At 32.4% G+C, this 18056-nt stretch carries 13 protein-coding genes and 2 pseudogenes; 4 read left to right on the top strand and 11 right to left on the bottom strand.

The window, feature by feature from the left end; all coding sequences use genetic code 11:
• Positions 1-273 precede the first annotated feature (273 nt).
• The 5 genes from TZ01_RS07860 to TZ01_RS07875 all read right to left on the bottom strand — a co-directional run bounded on the left by TZ01_RS07860 (position 274) and on the right by TZ01_RS07875 (position 6232).
• Complete coding sequence (locus tag TZ01_RS07860; protein ID WP_048102292.1) at positions 274-1266, bottom strand: proline racemase family protein; 993 nt, start codon at positions 1264-1266, stop codon at positions 274-276.
• 488 nt (positions 1267-1754) lie between these two features.
• Positions 1755-1880, bottom strand: coding sequence for a hypothetical protein (locus TZ01_RS09990; RefSeq protein WP_369796409.1), 126 nt, complete (start codon positions 1878-1880; stop codon positions 1755-1757).
• Positions 1881-1919: 39 nt separating this feature from the next.
• Complete coding sequence (locus TZ01_RS09995) at positions 1920-3515, bottom strand: prolyl oligopeptidase family serine peptidase (RefSeq protein ID WP_052656859.1); 1596 nt, start codon at positions 3513-3515, stop codon at positions 1920-1922.
• A gap of 801 nt (positions 3516-4316) precedes the next feature.
• Entirely contained in the window at positions 4317-5540 is a 1224-nt protein-coding gene (locus TZ01_RS07870; protein ID WP_197065872.1) for a hypothetical protein, read from the bottom strand.
• A gap of 8 nt (positions 5541-5548) precedes the next feature.
• Positions 5549-6232 carry an MvaI/BcnI family restriction endonuclease gene (locus TZ01_RS07875; RefSeq protein ID WP_048102294.1) on the bottom strand — a complete coding sequence of 228 codons (684 nt, stop codon included), beginning with the start codon at positions 6230-6232 and terminating at the stop codon, positions 5549-5551.
• A gap of 923 nt (positions 6233-7155) precedes the next feature.
• Here TZ01_RS07875 and TZ01_RS07880 point away from each other — a divergent pair.
• Complete coding sequence (locus TZ01_RS07880; protein WP_048102295.1) at positions 7156-8577, top strand: APC family permease; 1422 nt, start codon at positions 7156-7158, stop codon at positions 8575-8577.
• Positions 8578-8579: 2 nt separating this feature from the next.
• Positions 8580-9710 (top strand): aminotransferase class III-fold pyridoxal phosphate-dependent enzyme, encoded by a 1131-nt coding sequence (locus TZ01_RS07885; RefSeq protein WP_048102296.1) that lies wholly within the window; start codon positions 8580-8582, stop codon positions 9708-9710.
• Positions 9711-9887: 177 nt separating this feature from the next.
• Here the strand turns inward: TZ01_RS07885 and TZ01_RS07890 are convergent.
• A pseudogene (locus TZ01_RS07890) lies at positions 9888-10124 on the bottom strand (transposase); the annotation flags it as partial.
• A gap of 518 nt (positions 10125-10642) precedes the next feature.
• Between TZ01_RS07890 and TZ01_RS07895 the strand changes: the two are divergent.
• Both TZ01_RS07895 and grrM read left to right on the top strand, forming a co-directional pair.
• The gene (locus tag TZ01_RS07895; protein ID WP_048102298.1) at positions 10643-10828 is read left to right on the top strand and encodes a hypothetical protein; all 186 of its coding nucleotides are present in this window, start codon (positions 10643-10645) and stop codon (positions 10826-10828) included.
• The gene (gene grrM / locus TZ01_RS07900) at positions 10801-11958 is read left to right on the top strand and encodes a cyclophane-forming radical SAM/SPASM peptide maturase GrrM/OscB (RefSeq protein WP_048102299.1); all 1158 of its coding nucleotides are present in this window, start codon (positions 10801-10803) and stop codon (positions 11956-11958) included. Before TZ01_RS07895 ends, grrM begins: the two co-directional genes overlap by 28 nt.
• A gap of 88 nt (positions 11959-12046) precedes the next feature.
• Here the strand turns inward: grrM and TZ01_RS07905 are convergent.
• From TZ01_RS07905 to TZ01_RS07925, 5 genes and pseudogenes are all read right to left on the bottom strand, one after another.
• Positions 12047-12478: pseudogene (locus TZ01_RS07905) on the bottom strand (IS481 family transposase); the annotation flags it as partial.
• Between the two features lie 105 nt (positions 12479-12583).
• A complete protein-coding gene (locus TZ01_RS07910) occupies positions 12584-14101 on the bottom strand; it encodes a glycosyltransferase family 2 protein (protein WP_048102301.1) in 1518 nt (505 codons plus the stop codon).
• Between the two features lies 1 nt (position 14102).
• Positions 14103-16742, bottom strand: coding sequence for an AAA family ATPase (locus tag TZ01_RS07915; RefSeq protein WP_231563448.1), 2640 nt, complete (start codon positions 16740-16742; stop codon positions 14103-14105).
• A gap of 229 nt (positions 16743-16971) precedes the next feature.
• On the bottom strand, positions 16972-17448 hold the full coding sequence (locus TZ01_RS07920) for a PIN domain-containing protein (protein WP_048102303.1): 477 nt from the start codon (positions 17446-17448) through the stop codon (positions 16972-16974).
• Positions 17429-17971 carry a hypothetical protein gene (locus TZ01_RS07925; protein WP_048102304.1) on the bottom strand — a complete coding sequence of 181 codons (543 nt, stop codon included), beginning with the start codon at positions 17969-17971 and terminating at the stop codon, positions 17429-17431. Before TZ01_RS07925 ends, TZ01_RS07920 begins: the two co-directional genes overlap by 20 nt.
• Positions 17972-18056: the final 85 nt, after the last annotated feature.

Genomic DNA, 18056 nt, shown 5'->3' on the forward strand with positions numbered 1-18056 from the left:
TTTAAAAACCATGTAATCAGTTATTTCTTTCCCTCTTTTCTGGCATTTATGAAAAGCTTTATTAATTCTTCTATACTTATTAATTGATTCTTTGCATTTGTCATTTTTTCATTTCCTAATGAATTTATGATATTGCAAAGAGTCATTTTAAATTTACAGCAAACATATTACATTATCATTGGAATGACTAAATAATTATTTATAAGCGTATATAAATCTATTATATTCATTATATAAATAATGAAACCTTAAATGGGCTATAGCCCTTGATCATTATTGTACAAGAAATCCATGTTTTAACGGATCTTTAGGGTTAACTATAATTTTGCATAGCTGTGTAATCCATGCCCTTCCTGTAATTTCAGGTACAATGATAATATTATCATTAACCTTTTCATATGAGATTATTTTACATGTAAATCTTGATCCAACTATGGATTCATTTGTGTATTTTCCATTTATATCGAGTTTTCCATCATGGACAAGCAATGCAGCCCTTGCTGCTGTACCTGTACCACATGGGGACCTATCAAAACTATTGCCTCCAAAGGTAACAAAGGCACGGTAATCATGTTTACTATCTGTGATCATTGCCAATGGCTCAAGATTTTTTTTGCCCTCAGGGTACATATTCATAATTGTTTGTTCTGATTTTTTTCTGATAATATTCCCATATTCCATAAGTTTTCCTATGTTTGCTGTATTAACATCAATTCCTATGGAATCAGATTCAACTATGGCATAGAAATTGCCACCGTATGATATGTTTACAGGTATAATTTTTCCATCAATATTTATATCTATTTTCTTTACAAAATATGATTTTACATCAACTATGGATACAGAAACTGGCTCACCATCCTCTATTTTTACCTTTGCTTTGACTGTACCTGCAACAGTATCATATGTAATTATTTTTTCACTGCCCTCATACTGAACATATCCAAGGGCAACAAGTGCGGTACTTACACCTATTGTGGCATGCCCGCACATGTCCAAATAAGAATGAGTAGTTGGATATATAACCGTGTAGCTGCTTCCAGGATTTACAGGAGGAAGCAATACAGCACCAAACTGGTCTTTATGCCCTCTTGGTTCCTGCAATAATGTTGTTCTAATATAATCATAGTGCTTGATAAAATAATTTCTTACTGATAATGCGTCTGGTAGATTTTTAGGTATGTCATTCCAGAAAATTATACGTGTGGGCTCACCCTCTGTATGTGTATCTATAACATCCAAGGTTAATTCGGATTTAAGGCTCATGTAATTAAAATTAATATTTTCTTAAATAGTTTTGGATAAATTATAGTCAAAAATCATGAAAACCTTATTTAGCCTCGGCTACATGAACAATTTCTCGATCTCTAATGTAATTCGAATTATATATAACAATATCAATAAATTTCTGGGTATATAATAACATAATTAATATACAATATTACATAAAATGTCCAAAAATAGTTCAACCCATGATATACATTAATTTCCTCACTGAGACCTGCTTATTTTATTCGTCATAATAATGTAGTTTTATTAAGCCATTATTTCTCAAATAGTTACATCACAAATTTAAGTTTATTCAATAATTTTTTATATATAAATGATAATTACAAAAATTTTAAAGTTTTATGATTAAACTAAACCTAAAAAATTATCATTTTGTTAACTTTAATGATATATGAATCTTGTAGAAGAAATGGTAAATGTTATACCTGACCGATATCAGGATATAGAATGTTATTATCAATATTTTACTTCTTCAGGTGTCTTTCGAACCATTCCGTTTTCCTTCTAATCCTGTCGACCATGTTCTTGGGGACGCCCGTCCTAGCGTGTTCGTGGTTGTCACCGGGATATCTAACCAGCACTGATTCCACACCGTTCATCTTCATTGCAACGTGAAACTGTTCGGCCTGCTATATTGGGCATCTGTAATCTTCTTCCCCAGTTATAAGCATTATTGGCGTTTTCGATTTCTTCACGTAACTGATTGGCGAAAAGTTCATGAGTTTCTGCATTCCCTCCTTTGAATATGGATCTTTCAAATCAAGTTCTAGGGCGTTGAACCAGAATCCTATGTCGCTAGTTCCTATCATGCTGAATAGATTTGATATGGACCTCTCTGATATTGCACAGGCAAATTCGTTAGTCTGCGTAACTATCCAATTCGTCATGTAGCCGCCATAAGATCCCCCTGTTACTCCTATTTTTCCTGTGAGGCCATACCTGGATCTGCACTCCTGAACGAACTTAAGTAGATAGTGCATATCTCTGCCGCCCCAGTCGCCTATGCACGCCTTCTCATATTCCTGCCCGTATCCTGAACTTCCTGGAGGATTGCAGAAGAGTATGTTGTAACCATTTCTGTAGAAATACTGAAATTCTATGAAGTACGTGTTTCCGTAAGCCGTGTGAGGGCCTCCATGTATGAAGAGTATGGACGGGTTCTCCTTTGAAGATACCATGGCGAAGCATTCTCCACCATCCAATTCAAATGAATCAGCCTTTACGCCCATCACGCCGGGATTAAGATCGTAATCAGTACCAAAATTGACAACGGAAGGATTTTCAATGTCCGAATAAACATAAGCAAGTGAATCTTTGAAATCGAAATCTACTATATTCCTGTTCTCTGGTGTTATCCTTTCCGCCTTATCACCGATCCTGTAAACATATGATGAGGATCTCTCCTGCCCGATGGCGTACAATGCATCGCCGTCAAAGACTAGGCGATAGTGTGATCCGCCGAAAGAATCACCTATTACCGAGTTGGCTGCATCATTTCCCAACGGTATTTCAATGTCTTCTTCCGGAAAGATGATGTTCGACACCCTTCCCACATCCAGGCCATAGTAACCAGAGAAGGCTATCCTCCCGGACTCTGAAACAGAGAAGTCATTAACTTCTGCAGGCTCTTTGGTTATCCTCTTTAGCTTCTTTCCGTCCGCATCGATTTCAAACAGATCTATGAGGCCATAATCATTGGAATTCTCAGTAGTGGATATTATGATCCGTCTAGCGTTGGACCTTATTGCGATAACATCGAAATGGCCAGAGTATATCTTCTCAGGTTTTTCATGAATCCTGTAAAGCGAATTGAAGGATCGCAGGAGACCGCGGCCGTTGAACCTGTACTTTATATCAGTTGCTTCAAATGGTTGGGTGTTATCAGCGGTGTCCTGTGCTATGACGTAGACCTCTTCACCAATGTATGCGTACTCCGATATCTTGGCAAAGGATGCGATCTCCCTGGGCTCCGATATGCCATCCATGCGCATCAGCGACTCTTTATCCTTCGAATACTTGACAAAAAAGAGCGCTTCTCCATAGGCCTTTGGATACCGCTCATTCCCTCCAAATGTAACCTGAACAACCTTTCCCGATCTATCCACCTTCTTTATCACGGAATGGTACTCATCGTCTTTTATATATTTCTCAGTAAAATATGCCCATCCTCCGCCAATGGATATATCAGTGGCAAACCGTATCCTGTAGGCTTCTGATGGGTCCATAAATATAAATTGTCATATAATATTTAAAAATTAGCCTTATTACGCCGTCTCCAGAGGCGAAATGTTTTAATAGCATGAAAGTGATTGACATTCATGCAGACCACAAGAAAAATGGCAACGGATAGCCTTATGGTGCTGATCACGGTCTTCGCGATCGGCGCACTGCCTGCATTTACCTAAGACTTTGATAGATCTTCCTATACTTTTGCCTCCGCAACCATAATATCGAGTCTAAAGATTCATTAGTATTATCTCCGCATCTTGATAAGCGGGTATGCAGTAGGTATAACGATATTCAGCCTTCTAGGGGGATTCCTTTTCGTCAGGTTTTCATCAAAAACTATCGTGGTGATATCTGTTCTATTCTTATCGATATTCACAATTAGGGCTAGCTACTCCGTGACTTGCCTCGAGCTTTTAATTTTCATAGTTCTGGGCGGTTTTAAGGTTGGAATATTCTAGGCAACTTCGGTTGCATTCCTTGGCGATGCGAATCCAAAGTCAAGGGGAAGAGGCATCATGGTCTGGGGTGTCATGGCAGGAATCGGTCTTCTTATGGCACCTTACATATTCCTACCATTCAACCACAATTATAAGCTGCCATTACTCATTTCGTGAATAATAGGCTTAGGATATCATTGATATTCTATGGATGCATACCTAACGTGTACAATGTGGAGAAGAAATCCAAGAACCCCCTGAGTGATATAGTGAACGGCTACTCAATATTCACAATTATTGCCATGTTCTTCTTTGGCTTCCCACTTCTCAACGTTCTACACTAATTCAATTTTTATGACATTAATTTTTAATCTTTTTCATTACCACAATGTGCTCATTAAGCATTGTATTCATGGTTTCACCAGCAACATTTGTAGGGCTATTCTTTATAGGCATCCTTTTATTTGGTATTTCCCTTATATAAGTATTTATATGGTCAAAACCATAATATTCAAAGAAATCCTTTATTGCCTCTGATGTAGGCAATATAACAGAGCTTACTGTCCTATTGGCGACAACATAGCATGAATATCCATTTAGCTTAATAATTTTAGAGACATTTTTAATTGACATTTGTAAATCATTATAAAAAGATGCAACCTCCAATGCCCTTTTATTATTTTTAGATGCTATTATATTTATAGCTTCGTTTAAAGTTTTTGATGGAAAATCAGGAATGGACTTTAATTTTATTCCACCCATAAGTTTTTTATCAATATTTTCATTGATTAGAGATAACCATTGTGATGATAACCTTGAATATTGGCCATATGCAACTGTTGTATGGGAATCACCATATGGTGGGGATGTCACTACAATATCAGCATAGTCTTCTTTTATATTATTATTAGGTATTTCATTTACAGAGTTGTACCCATATATTTTTATTTCAGGCATTTTATCTAATTTTTTAATTTTCCTTATAAATTCCGCCAATCCTTTTACATTTCTATGGAGCTTTTCATTTATAATTATAAATGGATCAGGATTCCATTTACTTAATTTTTCTTTACTATATCTAAATAATTTAAATTCATTTCTTCTAGTGTTTGAGCTTTCTCTTACAGTTTCACTGAATGCTATTTTAAAAAATAGATTTATATGATCGTCTTCTATTAAATTTATAAATGCCTTGATTTTGCCCAGTTTTATTATAACATTATTATTAAACCAGAAATCTATATTTTTTATTTCAGGTATTTCTGGTTTTAAGTTATTAACTTTTTCATTAAATTCTTCAATGCATTCTAAAAGTTTCTTTATATTTATATTGTAATCTGATTTAGACTGTGCTATAAGCCTAGCTAAAGGATTTAAATCAGTGCCTATGCCATCTATACCCATGAGCATCCCTTCTACTAATGAAGTACCTGTTCCGCAGTAAGGATCAAATAATGTTTTTGCTTCTTTGCCATATATTGATAATAACTTATTTGCAACTTGAGGTATCATCCTTGCAGGGTAATCATGGTAAATATGTGTATATCCTCTTGTATTTGCGTTATTGAATGTCCAATCATCCACTTTAGTTATTATGCTATCACCTCTGACATGGAAAAAATTAATGGTAAATCCTTTTCATGAACTCTAAAGCCGGTGCCATGGTTTCTAGCCATTGTGCCTTTGTCATGGAGCCTTAAATCTATTAATATAACTCCATTCTTAATGCTTTCTTTTAAAATATCCTTAGTTGTACCTTTTAATAATAATGCTTTATAGAATTCAAAGTATTCATCATCTCCCCTAAATTCTGATCTGGCATAAACTAATACTAAGGCAGGTATCTTATTGTTAAATTGCTCTTGAAGGTCAGAAAATTTCCATCTTACTAGTACATTGCCGTCAATATGCCTTACAGAAACCGCATCATTTTCTAAATATAAATATAATCCTGCGCTGTTTTGGGTGAAGCTCATTGTAAAATAAAGGCCAAGCCTGCCATTGATATCTTTTGTCCCATACCTTTTAACAGCCTCTAAAGGATCCATTATCCATGCGCCCCTATTAAAGGTAAACAATGTAATCATATTATCTGAATTATATCTATGTGCTTTTAGTTCTGCTCCTTCGAGATCTGGTAGATTAATATTATTTTCCTTTATTCCAAGATATGTTTCTAATGTTTTGCCTACGCCAGTAGGGCCTTTTCTTAATGATTTTATAAACCCCAGTTTTTTTATTTTATTAAATCTAGTAATAAATTCATTAATATCCATTAATCCACCTATGATTATCTTTCAAATAAATTTAAACATTTGTATATTAATAAGGAATCATGAAAAACAATAAATTTATTAAGGAATTCATTTCAGGATATGACACTATGGTATATTGTGTTTAATACACTGATAACAGGCAAGACTGCTAGGATATGGGAAGAAACAACTGATCGGAGGAATATATGATATATAGGAATAGACATAGCTAAGAAAAAGTTTGATTACTGCATTATAAATAATGAAATGAATAAATTAAGAACATTATAATTATAAATAATAACAATGGTTTCAAAGAGTTTTAAAAAATAATAGAAGTGTAATAGATTAAATGACAATAAATTAATGATAGCATGCTTCAATAAGCTATTGAATACCATATATTCCGTAATGAAGAATAATACCAATTTTAAGGATCCAGAAATAATAAATTAAACAATAACATTCGAAAATATCAAGGAGACCAGAGTAAGCTCTAACAATTATGTATAATAAATAAAAATAGTAAAATTAATATGGTATACTATTTCATAAGTGCTTCTATTTTTTCCTTTATTGTCTGTTCTATTAATTTCTCTATATCCGATATGTTTATATTACCATATTCCATATTTTATTACCTCCTGCTTTCAAAAGAGGTATTTCTCCCTGTTATTTAATGATCATTTCATTATTAACAGGGGGATTTATATTTACACAAAATATGGTACACAACCTTTAAATTTTATTAACTGAAGGTTTTTATGCAGTTACACATTATAAATTAAATTTTTTAAATTATAATATTTTCCTCTAAATATTTGGATTTAAACAATAGCCTGATTATTTGTATGAATTACATAAAATCGAAAAATTAAAATTTTTCTAAAATTTTAACAGAAAAATTATAATAATATTTAAATATTGAACTATTTTATCATTTTATGACTGCTAATTCTAAAAAACTTAAGGAAAACTCAATAGGTTTCTGGGGTGTTGTTTTTTATGCTGTATCGGTAATATTTCCGGCAGGGGCATTTGCTGTTACCGGCGTCACCGCAATGACCTATGGTGGGGAAACTGCACCGCTGGCATTTCTCATTGGAGGAATAACACTATTTCTGGCAATTATTGCCATTTATGTTTTCAGTGAACATATAAACAATGCAGGCGGATATTATAAGTATGTTGAGGCCGGCACACAGAATAGGGTTTTCTCAAAAAGCGTTGGCTTATGGAATGCATTCTGGGTTATTGGTGATATGATTGCGGCCAGCATTGTTGTTGGCTGGTTCACGTGGGTTGGTTTGTCAACACTTTTAGGTATAACAATTCCATTGTATGGCGTGGTTTTGTTATCATTAATCGTTCCAGTGCTTTACCTGATGGTGGGATATTTTGGAATAAAGGTTGCATCAGGAACAGCAATCACCATTGGTATGCTCCAGCTAATTATTTTTTCCATACTTGCAATAGGCTTTGTTACAAAGGCCCATTATAATAGCCTGGTATATTTTAATATTAATAATTCACTTGATGGTCTTCACGGCTTCTTCCTTGCCATGGTCGTTGGGGCATTCCTGGCATATGGTGGTTATGGCTCGGTTGTATCCCTCGGCGAGGAGGCAAAATTATCAAAACATAACCTTAAAAAATCAATTATTGTGGCCCTTCTGATCATGGTTGCATTCGATACCTTTGTTGTTTACAGTATTGTTGCTGCAGCCGGGCCGAATCTGGCAACTGTGGATGGGTCATTTGCACCGGGACTTTACATAGCCCAGCAGTTTTATGGTCTTGATATAGCTGTATTTGCATTTATTTTTGTTGTCATTGCACAGATATTTTCACCGGTTATATTCGGAAATAGCGGGGCAAGGACATTATTCGCACTTGCCAGGGATGGACTGATGCCAGAGAGCTTTTCAAGGGTACACAAAAAATATGGCAGCCCTTATGTTGCAACCATATGGTTATTCCTGATTGTTGTTATTGGAGTATTGCTAACAATAGTGCCAATGGTTTATTATTATGGTGAATCAAATGGCCTTTTTGACAGTTTTGCATTATGGGGCACTGCAATAACAATATTCACCCTTCTTTACCATATAGCCACAAATAATTCCCTGGCACTATTTATAAAAAAGAAAAAATTAAAAATGAAACCCATATCTTATATTATGGCACCAACCGCAGCATCTGTACTAATGGCCATAGCCATTTATTATTCTCTTTTGGGCCTGACAATGCCCCTTTCTGTTATATACATATTAATACCTACATGGATAATCATTGGCGTAATAATAATATATGCAAGGAGGGACTCAACAAATGTTGAAACAATTGACGAGTTAACAGGGGATTAATGATGGTTAAACCTGAATTTAAACCATTTACATTAGAGATTGATGGCGCATCAGAATTTTATGTGAAAAGTGGAAATAATCTTATATTGGATTTTTCAGGATCGGCAATGACAACAGGTTACAATTTCATAAAACCGGAATGGCTGGTGCCGCAGGTAAGCAGCCTTGTATTCAGAAATTTTTATAAATGTGAATTAAAAAATACGCTTAAAAAATTATCCGGATTTGAAAATTCGGCTTTCACCACAAGCGGAACAGAGGCCTGCGACACAGCACTAACAAGATATGGTTTTCCGGTTATTTCCCTTGAGGGTGCCTACCATGGATTAACATATCTAACAAAGATTGTTTCAAATGGTACCGGATATGATATAAATAATAAAATAATCCATCTAAAGATACCTGATAATAAAATTTCAGTGGAAAATGCCATTGAATATAACAACAGCCTGATTAAAAAAAGTCCATTTTCATTGGATAATGGAACAGTTATAATAGAACTTATACAGTCAGATGGGGGTGTGAATGTTTTACCAAAAGAGTTTATAAATTACATAATAGAAATATCAAAGAATCTTGGATTTCATTTAATTGTTGATGAGGTATATACTGGTTATGGCCGGTCTGGTGAAATGTTTTTATTTAAAAAATACAATATAAAACCAGATATGGTTTGCATTGGCAAGGGCATGGCTGCCGGCCTTCCACTTGGGGCGGTTTTATATAATAACTCCTGGGATTTGCCATATAATGATGTATTAAGCATGCAGGGCGGTAATATGTTTACCTCAAGGGTGGCACTTGAGGTTATTAAATCACTTGATGAAAAAAGGTTGGATTTTGTCAGGAATAATGGTGTTAATATAATTAAAAAACTATTGAAGATTTCAAATGATAAAATATCATCTGTAAGGGGGCTTGGATTTATGATTGGAATCGAATTTTCCGATGATAGGGGCAATCCTGATCCGGAATATGCATTAAACATTAGAAACAGATTATTTTCTGATAATCTGGCATGTTCACTTACAGGTGAATCAAATAATGTATTAAAGATCACACCACCTGTGCTTATAGATAAAGAAACGCTGGATTCAGGAATTGAAAAAATTATTAATGTACTTGAAGGATAATATTTAGAAATGGCAAAATCAAAGATATTTAGTTATTTACCAATGAAAAATCAGGAAGATTAAATTATATAATTAAATGATTGGGGCCTTATTTTAACAACATGGATTTGGAATATTTTATTATAATTATGATTTCTCATTCATTCTTTCTATCTCATTGGTTGATTTTCATCAATTCCTTATTTTATAAGGATAGTCATCGAATCTTAATAAATGTCCAAGTTTAATCTCGGTATTGTATATTACATTGGGATACTTATTCTCCCATTTATTTTTCATTTCATTGAATCTTATTTTGGCCTTATTCTTATTATCGCATTTAAACATTTTATTGGCATCATCCATTATTTCTAAATCCTTCTCCTTTACCTTGGATTTCAATCCCCTTATATAATATATGGTGCATAATTGAAAAGTTTAAAATTAAACGCATCTAAAGATCTATAACGAATAATTTATATACCTATAAAAGGAAGATAATGTAAATGCCGGGACGATTATATACAGGTGAGGAGAAATATAATATTATAACGGAATCGTTCTATAATCCTAATATTACTTTAACATAAATATTAAGAAACCATAGAATAGCAGGAGCACTATTTTATAAATATAAAGAACTCTTCAATGATAAGTCTTCTAATTTCTCCTTTACTACCTCTTTTATTATTTCTTCAATATGCCATATGTTTATATTGTTTTATTACACATTTTATTACCTCTGTGGTTCAAAATAAATATTTCTCCAGTTATTTAATGATTACTTCATTATTAACAGGGGGATTTATATTTACACAAAATATGGTACGCAACCTGTATTATGTAGGTAAGTGATATGAAAAGCAATAAATTTATTAGGGAATTCATGTGAGGATATCACACATTATACATTGAAATAGAAATCTTTAAATAATGTTATATTATAATATTTTATGATAGAAATAGAATATTGTGGAGGGAGAAGTGTAAAACGTAGAATGGAAGCAATTATGGCTGCTCCTAGAATAAATTTTTGTCCTGTTTTAAATAATAAAGAAGCAGATTATATTAGAAAGGCATGGGATAAAGACGCCTGGCCAGATGGAACAAAATGGGAAAGGATATGGGGGACTACATAAAGCATTCGGATTATTACCCCACATTTGTTATTTTACAACCAACAAGTTTTTGTAATATTTCATGCGAATATTGTTATCTCCCTCAAACAGAAAGAAATAAGAGAAAAATAATGGATGAAAAGATTTTAATTGCAACAGCAAAGCTTGTATTGTCTAGCAAAAATTTAGGAGATCATATTTCATTTGTTTGGCATGCAGGTGAGCCTCTGACATTGCCAATTGAATTTTATGAAAAATCCTTCGAAATAATTAAATCCTTAAATAAATTCAATTTAAAAATTTATCATAGAATTCAAACAAACGGAACACTTATAAATAGTAGTTGGATAAACTTATTTAAAAAATGGGATATTAGTGTGGGAATAAGTATAGATCCACCTAAATTCGTGCATGATAAATACAGAACAGATAGAGGAGGTAACGGTACATTTGATAAAGTAGTAAAATCTATAGAGCTATTAAACAAAGAAAATTACCCATTTCATGTGATTACCACTTTAACTCCCGAGGCGTTAAACTATCCAGAAGAAATATGGAAATTTTATGAAGAAAATGATATAAAAAATGTTTCTTTGAATCCCGTAAGTATAGATGGATTTAATAAAACAATCAGTTTAAGCTCAAGTGTTGCCTATAATAAATTTAGACTATTCATTTATAAATTATTAAAATTAAGAGAACAATCCAGAAAACAAATATTTTTTAGATGGGAAGATATGGAAAGGTTAATTATAGAAAATGGATCCCAAACAATACGGGATGCATCGCAGCCTCTAAAAATAATTACTATTGATAGTGAGGGTAATATATCAACGTTTACTCCAGATTTGGCAACCGAATACCATGACAAATATAATAATTTTATATTTGGCAATATTCTGAATATCAACTCGTTAGAAATAATTTTTGATAATCCAAAGTTCAAAGAAATTAAAAAGGATATTGATACGGGAATTACGATGTGTAAAAATACATGTGATTATTTTTCTGTATGTGGTGGTGGTGACCCTGCTATAAAATTATGGGAAAATAAAACATTTGCCAGTACAGAAACGTCTGAATGTAGATTATCTATAAAGTCACGTACTGATGGTTTACTAGACTACCTAGAGACATTACCACTAAAATAAAATGCAGATATTTAGCGATTTATGTCATAATAAGGTTTTGTTCTGTCCTGTTAATATTTCCTTTATATAATTTATAACCTATACATTTTCATTTTATCACCATTTTAGATTTATATGCCATTGCAGGTATGACGACATCATCTCCAAATGACAATGAATCATGCATTCTCTCACAATTATCATAATATATAACTTCATTCCATGTTGTAAAATAAGGTCTTAATGATTTAATTGTATAATTTAATATCTCCAATTTTCCATCGGTTTGAGGATGATCCATTCTTGCCAGTATATGTTTTATATTATTATTCGAATATTGCTGTAACCTATTATTGCTCCCTGTGATTCTATTCTTATCATTAGAAAAGAGCCGTGCTCCATGATCTTTAAGTATTTCTAATGGTTTGCCGTATAATTCTATTGCCCTTATTAATGTATTAATTGTATTATCGATTGTTTCCCTATTATAAACACCAAAGCCTGCAATGAATCTTGATGCATCATCCTCTATTATTATCAATTATTATTAATTTCTAGTTTTTATTGTATTCATTTTCTAATAATTTTAATGTTTCTCTACGATTATCAATTAAGAATACGGAATTCATTAAAATTAACATTTCTGTTAAATTGATTTGTAAAAGTGTTCATGATCTATTAAGTTTGATGATTTATCTGAATTTGATTTTACTGCCATTAATATGGAACCTGCAAGGAATATACTGAAATAGGCTGACCAAACAACATTCAATATTATCGCAATTTTCAATAAATGGTTATTAGTGCTGTAATACCATAATATACCGGCAAATATTGCAAGTATTTCTAGAAATAAAATAATAATCTGGGGTATTGCTATCTTTGCATTGCTTTTTCCCTCTCCCTTGGGTGTAACATTAAACGGCTTCTTTTTTCTGGAGATGGCATTAATAAACGATACAAATATATATGGGAACGCTAGGATTTCTACACACTGATGTATGTAAAAGGATTTAATGTTATAGTTCCGTGTATTTTTCATAGTATAAATAAATGTTATTACAGTTATCAGGAGTATTGGATAATAAATTACTATGTACATATATAAATTCACATTTAAAAATGCGATTCTGAAGAGTAAGAAAATTATCGGTGCAATAAGCATCATAAGCATTATAGGCCCTGATTTAAGCCAGTATAGGTATCCTGATAAATAATCATTAAACTGTTTGAATTTTAAATTACTTTTCAGTAAAGTGGGTAATAGCTGAAAACCACCCAAAGACCACCTGCCCTGCTGCTTCACATATGCCAGTGCGTCCTGAGGCGGTTCACCATACCATATACCAAAGAAATCTGCATATACCGATTCATACCCACGGTCATGGAGCATTACAGATGTTGCAATATCCTCTGTAACCGTGTCTTCCTTCAGACCTCCAACTTCCAGCAATGCATCTATCCTGTAAATTGTTCCGGAACCCAGGCTGAATGCTGATGTTTTATTTCTTCCCCTCATAACCACGTGCAAAAACGGTATCTGCTGCGCTGCTGCACCCTGGGAAATTAATGTTTTAATCTCTGTATAAGACTGTGGTACCTGCACAAAAGCCACATTTTTATCATTAAAATAGTGAAAAGTTCTTAGAAAGAAGTCAGGAACAGGTCTTTGATCTGAATCAAATATGGATATAAGGCTGTATTTATAACCATAGGTGAATAATGCATTATTGATTGCACCGGCCTTGTAACCCCTGCGATTTAACCTGTGTACGTAATAAATATTGTTATTTAAACAGAACTTTTTCAGAGACATTGATATACCATAATCTGTGGAATCATCCAATAAATATAAATCGCCATAATTATTCAATGCTGATTTTACGGCAATCAATGTTCTTTTTACCATCTCCGGGGATTCATTGAATGCTGTAACACATGCCATTACATGCATTGAAATTGACACATCGTTGTTGTGGATATTATAATCCTTTGAATTTTTATAATTACCATAAAAAACCAAAAATGTAAAAATGCCGATGGAAATGCCAAGCCATAGTAAATAGTTAAGCCAGATAAAATATATATTATTTACTGTAAAATACGTAATAATCACGGGAATTATAAATATTACCAAAACAATTCCAATGTTTTTTATTTTCATATTAAATCGTATTTTTTTCTATTGAAACATCAATATAATTATTCTCAACTTTCGTTTTAATTATTGTATTAACATACATTAAAATATTCTCTGTATAAAGTTCATTATCTGCAGTGAGCAGCAAAAGTTGCTGTTTATTTATTGAATTCATGAACTGGAAAAATACACGCCAGAATTCATTCTCGTATATTATACTGTTGCCCTTTTTATGTATGGGAATTACATCATCTATTCTATACATTATAATTAATGAATTATCTATTTCTTTTATACTATTTTTAATTTCAACATATAATTTTCCTGCAAGTGTCATTGCCTGGCCAACATCAGTTACCAACCTCTGCCTGAAATATGCCGGTGATAGAACCAGTATTTCAGTATCAGTATAATCAATGTTTAACTGGTCTCTTATATCCTTTTCCCTTGATGTTGCAAGTATAATAATATGCCTGTTATTATTCTTAGCATATTTTATGATTTTAGATAAAAGCATGGTTTTTTTTAGCCCACGTTGATCAGATAATAGTGCTATTCCACTGGAAACAGCTATGCTTAATATTTTTCCCTCCGATTCAAAGGAAAATTCATAATTTTTCTCACTATAACCCGGGATTGTATTTTTTATATTTTTGATCTTCCTTGAAAATAATTTTGAAATGAAACCACCGCCTATACTGCCTGATGATTTGCTAGTGCCCTTCTCGCTATCGGCTTTTTCATTTGTAATAGCATTTTCCATGGAATGGTAAGAGTAATCCTCCTCAACAATAAATGGGAAAACAATATTATATAAATTAATAACCAGTGAATCGTAATTACCAGATTTTAATAAATTTATTATTTCATTTGCCGTACCAGAACGATCATAATCAATATTATTTTTTTCTGAGTATTCATTTAATATTCTAATAACACCCTTTCTATTCCTTAATATTGAGGTTAAATACTGTAACTGATCCTCACTGTATATTTTATGGTGTTTTACATAGGCTTTTGCGATAATATCAGGATCAATGAAGTCCTCCACTGTTGATTCATCCACACCTATTTTTGATGGTATTAATTTTACATGTTCATCTATGTTCATTCTGGATAATTTCTCTTTTAATGATTGACCATATTTACTGTCATTTAAAATAATATAGAATGGAAAATTATTATAACGTGCCCAGAGCGCGTATGAATATATGCTATCATCCTCATTCTGGCCGATAAATGCGACATCTTTGCTCTTTATATTGTTTTTTATAACATTATATCTATCCCAGATAAAATTGAGTATTATCTGATCTGCTATGGACGATACAAAGAAAATCGTTTTATTTACAAAAAATGAATCCAGAATACCATAGCCCAGTGCGGCCCTTACAGGTGCAAGGACATCACGCTGATCTTTCCAATCATCCTGGAGATTCATAAGGTCTAAAATTTTTGTGGATGTATCAACCCTTGATAGGAGCAGAATGCTCTCAGGTATGTCAAGAGGAATAAAAAATGGTAGATGTGTGGTATAAATTATGTATATATTTACAGGTAAAGACTCTCTCAGGAATTCAAGAAAATTTTTCTGTTTCCCCGGATGTAGAAGAACACCAAGGTCATCAAGCAACAAAAATGAATTATGATAATCTCCATCTGTACTTGCATTTAAATTTATAAATACACTTAAAAACCACTGAAACCCATCACTTTCCATGCTTGGTGGCACAAGGTAGTTTCTTGTCGTCTCCGGGGTAATCATGACTAGAAGCATGGGCTCTTTACCGTTTTCATATCTTATTTCAAGCTTTCCCTCATTCTCGCCCCATACATCAGAGAGTTTTTTACTTATTATGCTGCTTGCCTTTTCAAAATATGCAATTTTCTGGTCAACGTCAAGTGTATCAATAATGTTAATGTTAATCTGTGCCATTTTTAGCAGATTAATAAACGTCTTATGCTCATCAGGATTCTCATTTAATTCCGTAAGCGTTACCTTATCCTCAAGCCTCTCATATGCTGAGAAATATACAAATCGTGGTATGCTCTTTAATGGCTCCGGTATTTCTTTGCCTGCGATCCGGGCCAGGCAATCGTCAACTGCCTGCGTTATATCTCTTTTTAATGGTCCATCTGGTACAGTTGCCTTAATTGTGTCAAGTATCATGAAAATTTTATTGTAATCCAATCCATTATCAAGCATATTTTTAATTTCCTTAATGTTCCCAAGTATCTGGGATAATATATCCGGGTTTTTTAGTTCATGTGCTATTATTTCTAATTTATCAACATAATTAAAAATGTCAGAGGTTAGATTAATATCATATTCCTTTGAACCCTGCTTTATATGATATGATGAATCGTAATACTTTGTTATAATAATCTCATCATCATCACTCCTCTTTACAGGTGAGAATTTTGCCTCAATAATTTTAATTTTATCTCCTGTAATTTTTTTATTCATATAGTTAAAGCTGATATCTCCAAGCTGCGTTAAATCAAACTTATTAAATGTTTCATCATAATTTAATTTTTCAAGTGCATTTAAAAGGCTACTTTTTCCAGCCCTGTTAGATCCAATTAATACTGTAGCCCTATTTTTTATGTCGATATATCCAGAGTCTATTATTGACCTAAAATTGGTAACCCTAAAACTTGTCAAGCACCATTTTGGTAAAGGGTTAACATTTAAATTGTCCGGGTTAATATTTATCTCCGTCATACATTGTCGGCTAATATTAATAGAAATTAATATTTAAGTCTATCTATTTCAGCTTAATAATGAAGAAAATAAATATATTGAGAAAATAATTATTGTTACATATTACTCTGAAGGAAATGAAATGTTATTTGGTAAATGCAAGTGTATAAATAAAAAATATATTAATGGTTCATAAAAAATTTTCAATAGAAATAAATTTATGGGGATTACATGCCAGCGCAGTTGAATTCTCAAACGTATTGTTAAATGCATCAATAAATTTCTTATCATTAGTTATTATATATTTAGATTTGGTGATAGCCGCAAGTATAGCCAGATAAATATCATTTTCATTTATTTTGTACCTATCTCTTGGATCCCAGTTTAATGATAGTTTAACTTTATTTATATCATCCATTTTTACATCATTCATGTGATTTAAAATTTCTTCAAATCTTGAGTTAAAATAAGGTGGTTTAACTTTACTTAATTTTGGATCAGTGCTTGCTATTCTAATAGTTTCTCCAGAAAAGATGTCGCACCAATATGCATCAAGCTGATCTGATACTAATAAATCATATATCTTCCTTGAGGGACTTATATTGATGGATTTATGGCTATACAGCATTGCAAGTATAACATTAGTATCAATAACTATTCTCAGCACTATTCTCCCTACTTTTACGCACAATTTCAACAAAATAATTATCTGATAATTGATTTTCATTCCAGAAGGTATTAAAATAATTATCTACATTTTCCTTTTTTAATGCGGACTTCTTTGCAAATTTTGGATAATAATCATATACATAATTTATTAATTGATCAGTATTCATTCTATTAAATTCTTCCTTAATTTGTATTACTGTTTTCCTGTAATCCACGTTAAGTGAATTCCATATTTTAGATGCATATTTGAAACCATTAGGTGTAAGCAATATTACATTATCGCATGCTATTAATCCCGAATCTATTCCTGCATTGAGATCTGCTGCAACCTGTTTTGAAAATGGACCGTAATATAAGGGTATAAAATTATATTTATGATTTAATTCGGTAAAAGGATATCTTCTTTGAAGAAGGAATATCTCCTTTTGAAGGTGTATTTTTGTTGGTATGGATTCATTATCCTTTAGCGATTTTCCCCTAGCATATATTAATATATATAACAGGTCATTAGGGTTATCCATGATATGTTAATGCTTTCATACATTTAAAATTTTTTATTTTATAATTATAATAAATTTAAAATGATAATATTATTAGTTATATTAA

It is taken from the genome of Acidiplasma sp. MBA-1 (assembly GCF_000949015.1).
Taxonomy (GTDB): domain Archaea; phylum Thermoplasmatota; class Thermoplasmata; order Thermoplasmatales; family Thermoplasmataceae; genus Acidiplasma; species Acidiplasma aeolicum.

Bases quoted from the DNA above. Each gene is read 5' to 3' on its own strand.
- TZ01_RS07860 (WP_048102292.1), bottom strand. From the start codon at position 1,266: ATGAGCCTTAAATCCGAATTAACCTTGGATGTTATAGATACACATACA.
- TZ01_RS09995 (WP_052656859.1), bottom strand. From the start codon at position 3,515: ATGGACCCATCAGAAGCCTACAGGATACGGTTTGCCACTGATATATCC.
- TZ01_RS07875 (WP_048102294.1), bottom strand. From the start codon at position 6,232: ATGGATATTAATGAATTTATTACTAGATTTAATAAAATAAAAAAACTG.
- TZ01_RS07880 (WP_048102295.1), top strand. From the start codon at position 7,156: ATGACTGCTAATTCTAAAAAACTTAAGGAAAACTCAATAGGTTTCTGG.
- TZ01_RS07885 (WP_048102296.1), top strand. From the start codon at position 8,580: ATGGTTAAACCTGAATTTAAACCATTTACATTAGAGATTGATGGCGCA.
- TZ01_RS07895 (WP_048102298.1), top strand. From the start codon at position 10,643: ATGATAGAAATAGAATATTGTGGAGGGAGAAGTGTAAAACGTAGAATG.
- grrM (WP_048102299.1), top strand. From the start codon at position 10,801: ATGGGAAAGGATATGGGGGACTACATAAAGCATTCGGATTATTACCCC.
- TZ01_RS07910 (WP_048102301.1), bottom strand. From the start codon at position 14,101: ATGAAAATAAAAAACATTGGAATTGTTTTGGTAATATTTATAATTCCC.
- TZ01_RS07925 (WP_048102304.1), bottom strand. From the start codon at position 17,971: ATGGATAACCCTAATGACCTGTTATATATATTAATATATGCTAGGGGA.